Genomic DNA, 6,389 nt, shown 5'->3' with positions numbered 1-6,389 from the left:
GGCCTGCTCGGCCTCACGGGCGCGGCGACGCGCGGCGCGGCTGCCGAGCTCGGTGTCGTCGGTGATCCGCGGGATCTCGCCCGTGAGCTCGGAGACACTCACGCCGCTGCCGCCCTCGTCCGCCCGCCGACGCCGACGCGCCTTGGGTGCGGCCGCGTCCGACTGCTCCGCGCCCATGCGCTTGAGCAGCTCCGCCACGGTGATCTGCTGACCGTCCTGATCCTCGGCCATCTCAGCTCCCCTTCCCGTCGCCGCCCGCGTCCCGGTCGAGACGCTGCAGAATGAGCCCCTCCCGCAGGGCCCACGGACAGATTTTCACACTTTCCAAACCCAGAGCCCTCATCGACGCCTCCGCCACCAGTGCTCCCGCGACCACCTGATGCGACCGGTCAGAGCTGATGCCCTCCAACTCTGCCCTGTCAGCGGCCGTCATGCGAGAGATAAACGCGATCACCTGCCGCAGTCCCGAGGCGGTGAGGATCCGCTCGACCCGCGGACCCTCCGACGACGGCGCCGCACCGGTGAGCCGAGCCAACGTGCGGAACGTCTTGGACGTGGCGCAGGCCAGGTCGGGGACACCGGCCGCCCGCAGTTCCCTGGCGGGGCCCTCCAGCTCGGCGTCGATGAAGTCGCGCAGCTGGTTGATGCGCTTGCGCTCCGGCGGATCGGTCTTGAACCAGTCGTGCGTCAACCGCCCGGCACCCAGCGGCAGACTGAAGGCGTACTCGGGCAGTTCGTCCTCACCGTTCGTCAGCTCCAGTGAGCCGCCCCCGATATCGAGGTTGACGATCCGACCGGCGCTCCAGCCGAACCACCGGCGGGCCGCGAGGAAGGTCATGCGCGCCTCGTCCTCGCCGGAGAGCACGCGCAGCGCGATCCCGGTCTCCTTCTCGACCTTCTCGAGCACCGCGTCCGAGTTGGCGGCGTCGCGAACGGCAGAGGTCGCCAGGGCCATGACCTCGCGGCACTTGGTGGCCTTGGCCAGGTCAGCGGCCTCGCTGACGGCGTCGACGAGCCTGGCGACGCCGGTCTTCGAGATGTTGTTGTCCTCATCGAGGTACTCGATGAGGCGTAGACGCGTCTTGGAGTCGTTCATGGGAGTGGGATGCCCCCCGCGATGGGCGTCGACCACGAGGAAATGGACCGTGTTGCTCCCGACGTCCAGGACACCTAATCTCACACGCCCACCCTAAACGGTCTACGGTCGCAGGTTGTGACCGCCACCGAACGCACCAGCAGCCCGGGCGCGCCCGCCGCGGAAGTCCCCCTCGACTTCCCCCGCGAGTGGTACACGTTCCCCGACCCGGCGAACGACCAGCATCTCGTGTCCGCGGACATGACGTGGCTGCTGTCCTCGTGGACGTGCGTGTTCGGCACACCGGCCTGCCACGGCATCGAGGCCGGGCAGCCCGACGCGGGCTGCTGCACACACGGCGCATTCCTGTGTGACGACGACGACCGCTCCCGCCTGACGGTGAACGTCGAGCTCCTGGGTCCCGACGACTGGCAGCACCGCGAGGCCGCGCTGGAGGCGGCGGAGGCCGAGGGCGGCGATCTCGAGCCGTGGCTGGAAGAGGACGACCTCACCGGGGACGACGGCGAGCCCGAGCCCGCTCTGCGGACGCGCCGCCTGGGCGGTCGGTGCGTGTTCTTCAACGACGTCGGATTCCCGGCCGGCTCGGGCTGCGCCCTGCACCACATGGCGGCGCGGACGGGCCGCACCCTGCCCGAGTCGAAGCCGGACGTGTGTTGGCAGTTGCCGATCCGCCGGACGCAGGAATGGGAGACCCGGGCCGACGAGGTCGAGGTCCTCCACACCCGTATCGCCGAGTACGACCGCCGCGGCTGGGGCCCCGGCGGGCTGGACCTGGACTGGTACTGCACCGGCTCGCCCGAGGCGCACGTCGGTGCCGAGCCGGTGTTCGTCTCGCTGCGCGACGAGCTGGTGGAACTGCTGGGGGCCGACTGCTACGAGGTGCTGGCCGCGGCGTGCCGGCGCCGCCGCCAGTTGGGGATCGTCGCGGTGCACCCCGCGACCGAGCGGGCGGCCTCCGGGTCCTGATCCGGCGCGGAGGCCGGGCGCGGCGGTCAGCCCTCGAACTTGTAGCCCAGCCCGCGGACCGTCACCAGGTGGACCGGCTTGCCCGGATCCTGTTCGATCTTGGACCGCAGCCGCTTGACGTGGACGTCCAGCGTCTTGGTGTCGCCCACATAGTCCGACCCCCAGACGCGGTCGATGAGCTGGCCGCGGGTGAGCACTCGCCCCGAGTTGCGCAGCAGGTACTCGAGCAGGTCGAACTCCTTGAGCGGGAGGGTCACCACACTTCCGCGGACGGTCACCGTGTGTCGCTCGATGTCCAGTCGCACCGGCCCGGACTCCAGTACACCGATGTCGTCCGCCTGGTCGCCCTCCGAGTCCGCCCCACGCCTCAGGACGGCGCGGATGCGGGCGATGAGCTCACGGGCGGAGTAGGGCTTGGTCACGTAGTCGTCGGCCCCCAACTCCAGCCCGACCACCTTGTCGATCTCGCTGTCGCGCGCGGTCACCATGATGACCGGGACGCTCGAGGTCACGCGCAACCGCTTGCACACGTCGGTTCCGGACATGCCCGGGAGCATGAGATCCAGTAATACGATGTCGGCGCCCTCCGCGTCGAAGCTCTCCAGCGCTGTCGGGCCGTCGCCGGCGATGGTGACCTCGAAGCCCTCCTTGCGCAGGAGGAACGCCAGCGGATCCGCCAGCGAGGCCTCGTCCTCTACGATCAGCACCCTGGTCACGGCACCTGGTCCTCTCCTTGTCGGTCGTGCTCGGCGGGGGCCGGGGGCCCCTCGCCACCCGGCTCCACATGGGCCGGAAGTTCGAGTGTGAACGTCGACCCGGTCCCGGGTCGGCTCCAGATGCTGACGGCGCCGTTGTGGTTCTGTGCCACGTGCTTGACGATCGCCAGTCCCAGTCCGGTCCCGCCGGTGGCCCGGGACCGGGCCTTGTCCACGCGGAAGAACCGTTCGAAGACGCGGGTCTGGTGCTCGGGCGCGATGCCGATCCCCCGGTCGGTGACCCGAAGCATGACGGTGTCGCCGTCGAGTGACCGGGTGATCGAGACCGGGGTGCGTTCGGGCGAGTAGTTGACGGCGTTCGAGATGAGGTTGGTCAACGCGGTGACCAACAGGGTCCAGTCGCCCGACACCTCGAGCCCGGACGGGGCGTCGGTGATCAACTCGATCCCCGCCGCCTCCGCCGCGGCAGCCGACCGGCGCATCGCCTCGTCCACCACGGCGTCCACGTCCACCGGCTCGGGATCGCGGATCCGCTCCGCGCCCTGCAGCCGGGACAGCTCGATGAGCTCGGAGACCATCTTGCCCAGTCTGTGGGCCTCGTTCACCACGCGTCCGCCGAAGTACTCGACCGACTCCGGGTCGTCCTTGGACTCGAGCAACGCCTCGGCCAGCACCGCCATCGCCCCCACCGGGGTCTTGAGTTCATGGGACACGTTGGCCACGAAGTCGCGTCGGGCGGCCTCCATGCGGCGCTGTTCGGAGTCGTCGTCGGCGAACACCACCGCGAACTGCCCGAGGTGACCGCCGAGGATCTCGCTCCGACCGCTCACCGACGGGATTCGACGGCGCCCCGCGGTGACCTTGGCGGGAAGGTCGAACGCCGACGGCTGGCCGGAGGCGAACGTGGCCTCGGCGGCGCTCCACACCGGGTCCACCAGGAGCCGGTCGTCCACGATCCCCAGTTCCGCGGCGCGACGGTTGTAGAGCACCACGTCCTGATGGCGGTCCACCACGGCCAGCGCGTAGGGAGCCTGGTGGTACACCGCCCGCAGGACCTCCAGCCGGCTCGGCCCCTGCTGCTCGGCCAGCCGGAGCTCACGGCGTGCGTGCAACCGGGGGACGACGAAGCCGCCGACGATGAAGCCGACCACCGCGGCGACGATCGCGAGGGCGATCCCGAAACTGACCTGCACGTGCCAGATACTACGGTGCGGCGAACCGACGACCACAACAGAGAACCCCCGTCCATCCGCGGGAAGTCCGCAGGTGGACGGGGGTTCTCCGTGTGTTCACCGGAGTGTCACCTACTTCTGGGCGCCCTGGCTGGCGACTGCGGCGGCCCCCGCGGCCGCGGCCTCCGGGTCGAGATAGGTGCCACCCGGGTTGGCGACCAGACCGGAGTCGTCGAAGCGGTAGACGAGCGGGATGCCGGTGGGGATGTTCAGGCCCGCGATGTCCTCGTCGGAGATGCCGTCGAGGTGCTTGACCAGCGCACGGAGCGAGTTGCCGTGCGCGGCGACCATCACGGTCTTGCCCTCCGCCAGCTGTGGGGCGATCTCGGCGGCGTAATACGGGATGAACCGGTCCACGACGTCCTTGAGGCACTCGGTCAGCGGCACCTCCGGCAGGTCGGCGTAGCGGGCGTCCGCCGACTGCGAGTACTCGTTGTCCGGGTCGATCGCCGGCGGCGGCGTGTCGTAGCTGCGGCGCCACAGCATGAACTGCTCGTCGCCGTACTCGTCCTTGATCTCCGCCTTGTTGAGGCCCTGGAGCCTGCCGTAGTGACGCTCGTTGAGCTTCCAGTGCCGCACCACCGGGATCCAGTGCCGGTCGCAGGCGTCGAGCGCGATGTTGGCCGTCGTGATGGCCCGGCGGAGCAGGGACGTGAACAGGACGTCCGGCAGGATGCCCTCCTCGGCGAGGAGCCTGCCTCCGCGGACCGCCTCCTCGCGTCCGAGGTCGGTGAGGTCCACATCGACCCATCCGGTGAACTGGTTGGAGGCGTTCCACGTGGACTGACCGTGACGCAGCAGGACGAGGGTTCCGTAAGCCATGCGGCCATTATGACCCGACGCACGAGGACTACGGTGCAGACATGACCACAGACGCCGGCAACACCCCCGATCGACCCGACCGGCCGTGGACCGACCACTACACCCCGGGCACCGCGCACGACCTCGCGTACGGCAGCACCACGCTGATCGATCAGTTCGACGACGCCGTGCGGGCCTACTCCGACCGGCCCGCGACCGAGTTCTTCGGCCGCCTGACCTCCTACTCCGAGATCGGCAGCCGGGTCCGCCGCGCCGCCGAGGGGCTGCGGCGCCTCGGGGTGGGTCGCGGGGACCGGGTCGCGGTGCTGTTGCCGAACTGTCCGCAGGGGATCGTCGTGTTCTACGCCGCGCTGCGGATCGGCGCGATCGTGGTCGAGCACAACCCGCTCTACACCGCCGACGAGCTCGCGGGCCCGTTCGCCGACCACGGCGCGCGGGTGGTGGTGACCTGGAACGTCGTCGCCGGCACGGTGCGCGAGCTGGCCGACCGCCCGGGAACGGCCATCGAGCACATCATCGCCGTCGACCTGCTCGACGAACTCCCCGCGGCCAAGCGCCTGGCGCTGAAGCTCCTGCCCGTCCCGTCGCTGCGCGCCTCGCGAGCGAAGCTGTCGGTCCCCGCCCCCGGGACCCTGGATTGGCGAGATCTGGAGACCGGGCCGGAGCTGGACTTCTCCCATCCGCGGCCGCGCGCCGAGGATCCGGCGCTGATCCTCTACACCTCCGGCACCACCGGCACGCCCAAGGGGGCCACCCTCTCGCACGCCAACCTGGTGGCCAACGCCACGATGGGCGAGGCCTGGGTGCCCGGGCTCGAGCCGGGTAGGGAGCGGTTCCTGGCCTCGCTTCCGATGTTCCACGCGTACGGGGTGACGATGTGCGTGGTGTTCGGCATCGCCCAGGGCGCGCGGCTGCAACTCGTGCCGACACCCGACATGGACCTCATCATGCCGATCCTGGCCAAGGACCTGCCGACCTTCATCCCGGCAGTCCCACCGATCTACTCGAAGATCCTCGAGGAGGCCGACCGGCGGGGGATCTCGCTGCGGGGCGTGCGGCACTCGTTCTCTGGCGCGATGAGCCTGCCCGCCGACCTCATCGGCAGGTGGGAGGCCGCGACCGGGGGCCTGCTGGTGGAGGGATACGGGATGACCGAGACCTCCCCCATCACCGTCGGCAATCCCATGTCGACGGCGAGGCGGGCCGGCAGCATCGGCATCCCCTTCCCCGACACCGATGTCCGCGTCTCCCACAAGGACGATCCCTCCGTCGACGCCTCCCCGGGCGAGCCCGGCGAGCTGCTGGTCAGGGGCCCGCAGGTCTTCCCGGGGTACTGGGGAAACCCCGAGGCCACGGCCGAGACCTTCCACGACGGATGGCTGCGCACCGGCGACGTCGTGACCCAGGATCCCGACGGTTTCCTCCACGTGGTGGACCGCATCAAGGAGATGATCGTCACCGGCGGGTTCAACGTGTACCCCTCCGAGGTCGAGGCGGTCCTGCGCAGGGCCCCGGGCGTGGCCGACTGCGCGGTGGTGGGCCGGCGCGGCCCGGACG

General features: G+C 70.3%; 6 protein-coding genes and 1 pseudogene. 2 read left to right on the top strand and 5 right to left on the bottom strand.

The features are described from left to right. Positions 1–231, bottom strand: a pseudogene (locus tag IY392_RS03455) (hypothetical protein); the annotation flags it as partial. A gap of 1 nt (position 232) precedes the next feature. Continuing rightward, a complete protein-coding gene (locus IY392_RS03450) occupies positions 233–1,180 on the bottom strand; it encodes a Ppx/GppA phosphatase family protein (protein ID WP_107757341.1) in 948 nt (315 codons plus the stop codon). 33 nt (positions 1,181–1,213) lie between these two features. Between IY392_RS03450 and IY392_RS03445 the strand changes: the two genes are divergently transcribed. Then, positions 1,214–2,062 carry a hypothetical protein gene (locus tag IY392_RS03445; RefSeq protein ID WP_107757342.1) on the top strand — a complete coding sequence of 283 codons (849 nt, stop codon included), beginning with the start codon at positions 1,214–1,216 and terminating at the stop codon, positions 2,060–2,062. Positions 2,063–2,088: 26 nt separating this feature from the next. Here IY392_RS03445 and IY392_RS03440 read toward each other — a convergent pair whose 3' ends face one another. The 3 genes from IY392_RS03440 to IY392_RS03430 all read right to left on the bottom strand — a co-directional run bounded on the left by IY392_RS03440 (position 2,089) and on the right by IY392_RS03430 (position 4,832). After that, positions 2,089–2,778, bottom strand: a complete 690-nt coding sequence (locus IY392_RS03440; protein ID WP_107757343.1) for a response regulator transcription factor — start codon at positions 2,776–2,778, stop codon at positions 2,089–2,091. Further along, a complete protein-coding gene (locus IY392_RS03435; RefSeq protein WP_107758216.1) occupies positions 2,775–3,971 on the bottom strand; it encodes a cell wall metabolism sensor histidine kinase WalK in 1,197 nt (398 codons plus the stop codon). The genes IY392_RS03440 and IY392_RS03435 overlap by 4 nt, the downstream gene beginning before the upstream one ends. A gap of 111 nt (positions 3,972–4,082) precedes the next feature. Continuing rightward, a complete protein-coding gene (locus IY392_RS03430; protein ID WP_107757344.1) occupies positions 4,083–4,832 on the bottom strand; it encodes a phosphoglyceromutase in 750 nt (249 codons plus the stop codon). A 41-nt stretch (positions 4,833–4,873) separates the two neighbouring features. Between IY392_RS03430 and IY392_RS03425 the strand changes: the two genes are divergently transcribed. Beyond that, on the top strand, positions 4,874–6,389 hold a 1,516-nt coding region (locus IY392_RS03425; RefSeq protein ID WP_194860497.1), incomplete at its 3' end, for an AMP-binding protein.

It is taken from the genome of Dietzia sp. SYD-A1, from assembly GCF_015356725.1.
In the GTDB taxonomy this organism is placed as follows: domain Bacteria; phylum Actinomycetota; class Actinomycetes; order Mycobacteriales; family Mycobacteriaceae; genus Dietzia.
This window is presented reverse-complemented; position numbering and strand designations above follow the sequence as displayed.